General features: G+C 58.8%; 2 protein-coding genes. One reads left to right on the forward strand and one right to left on the reverse strand.

Going from position 1 to position 2176, the window contains the following annotated elements; translation table 11 throughout:
* A partial coding sequence (locus VLA04_01115) for a sugar phosphate isomerase/epimerase (GenBank protein ID HSI20296.1) occupies positions 1 to 252 on the forward strand: 252 nt, incomplete at its 5' end.
* A 714-nt stretch (positions 253 to 966) separates the two neighbouring features.
* Here VLA04_01115 and VLA04_01120 read toward each other — a convergent pair.
* Positions 967 to 2115, reverse strand: coding sequence for an IS110 family transposase (locus VLA04_01120; GenBank protein ID HSI20297.1), 1149 nt, complete (start codon positions 2113 to 2115; stop codon positions 967 to 969).
* Positions 2116 to 2176: the final 61 nt, after the last annotated feature.

Below are 2176 nucleotides of genomic sequence, written 5' to 3' on the forward strand. Positions count from 1 at the left end.
GAGTGCCTGAAGATCCTCAAGGGCCGCATCATCAGCAGCCACCTCAAGGACCGCAAGGAAATCGGCAAACAGGGACCTGATCAGGTCTATGGCACCGGTGTTAGTGACGTCGCAGGCTGCCTGGCCGAGCTGAAGGCTCAAGGGTTCGATGGAAATATCTCCGTCGAATACGAAAACAAATGGGAAGACAATGTGGGTGACATCAAGACCTGCATCGACTTCGTGAAGAACTGGGGCGAAAAAGCCAAGTAAGTCTGGCGAACGCTGAGAGCTTCGACAGTAATTTTGAATGAACGGCGACCCTCGGGTCGCCGTTTCTTTGTTCAAGCCAACCGGCTCAACAAGCCTCACATGGCAATACACTGGGTGCGCCAGCATGAAGGTCCGCGCACCCGGTGATGAGGGGGAGCATGAAGTGGACAACTCCTTCTCCTGGGAGCGCTGGCGTCCCGCCGGCATCAGGGTGAGAGCACCCTGTCCTGAACAAGTCAGGGCAGTCATCCTTCGTTTCCCGTAGGGGGTGCTGGGAGCGCAGGATTCATCCTGCTGGAGCCGTCAGGCGACGTTCGACTGAGCAAACTGCTATGAGGGTTGGGTCAAGGAAGGTTTGATGTTTTCTTGGATTTTGTCTTCTTCTCGAACTTCGGGGATAAGGCGTTGATGTTTTCGGAGACGGCTTCCTTCAGCGATTCAGGCAGTTTCCACACTGCTGACAACCTGCTATCCGCACATGACCTTGCAGGGATCAGTGCCTAATACGAACATGCGTAAGCTGAAGGAACGGGTGGCGGCTCAATCTAAAGTCCGGGCTGTGTTGGCGCCCTGTTTGCGTTTCGAACACGCCACACCGTTCCAAAGTGGTTGGGGAAAGTTATTTCTTCTTCAAGCCATTCTTCGAGCGGCCCTCTTGAGGTGAGTTTTTGATGACGTTGTGAGGTTGTGAAGCCGCCCGTGGGCAGCTTGCTTTCAGGCTGGCTCCAGTCCCAGTTCCTGTAGCGTCGCCTTGCCCGTGTTGAGCCTCCAAAGGTCCACCGCCAGGCCGCGCGCCAGTTCCACCGCGATCTTCTTCTTGCTCCCAGGTTTGCCTCTCCCGCTCTGGGCCAGCAGCAACTTCTCCCTCACCTTCTCAAGACGCTTCCACTTGGGCTGGTGCCTCATGAGCCGCCACGCCGCCTCCACCAGCGCCGTGCGCAGCCGCCGGTTCCCATGCCGGTTGATCCCGCCCTGCCGCCGTGATCCCCCCGAGCTGTACTCACTGGGACACAACCCGGTGTAACTGGACACCTGACCCCGGTTGCTAAAACGTCCCCAGTCGATGACTTCATTGTTGATGATCTGTTCGCTGAGCGCTCCCAACCCCTTGGGCCGCTCTTGGGAGGGCCGGGCCAGCGCTTCGATCTGCTCGGTGCACCGGGCCACACCTCGTTCCAGCACCAGAAGGGCCTCCCGGGAACAGTCCAGGATGTCGCTCAGCCACTGGGGCAGCTTCGCCAGCCACACTGCCCACGCCTTGGGTCTCCACCACCGGTGCCCCAGTTCCAGCCCTTGGGTCAACGCCCGCCCTCTGGCTCCCAACGCCATGCGGCGCACTTCTTTGACCAAGTCTTCACGATAGCGCGTCAAGGCCCGACGCTGCTCCACCTGCTCTTGGGGCACCGTCACCACCGCCAACGCCTTGTTGTTCCCCTCTTTGTAGCGCGCCAGTCCTTCGACCAAAGCACAGGCATCCCGTCCGTCGGTCTTGACCCGGCGACCATGCGTGTCCCAGTTCTGAGGCCGCACCACCAGGCACTCCACCCCCGCTTTCTCAAGGTGCCTGTGCAGGACATAACCAAACGGACCTGCCTCGTAACAGCACACCACCTTGTGCGCCAGCTTCATTTGCCTGGCCACCCAGAGCTTGAATTCCTCAGGACCAAAGCGCTGGGCAGGCTGCGGAGCCGCTCCATCGACTTTGCGGCACACCACTTGCTGGCGCAGATGCACATCCACACCCAGGTAGATCACATCAGCTTTATCGGGCTCGACCCCGGCCTTCTTGAGGTCAGACTGGTCAATTTTTGCTTTGGAGGTACGTTGCGTGGCCATGGGGTTGGTAAGGATGTATTGTTTCATTACCCTTCCTTTTTAGCACCGCTCGGCTGCGGTGCGACAACCCCATGGTATCTAAAGTTTG

Source organism: Verrucomicrobiia bacterium, assembly GCA_035460805.1.
Lineage (GTDB): Bacteria > Patescibacteriota > UBA1384 > CAILIB01 > CAILIB01 > DATHWI01.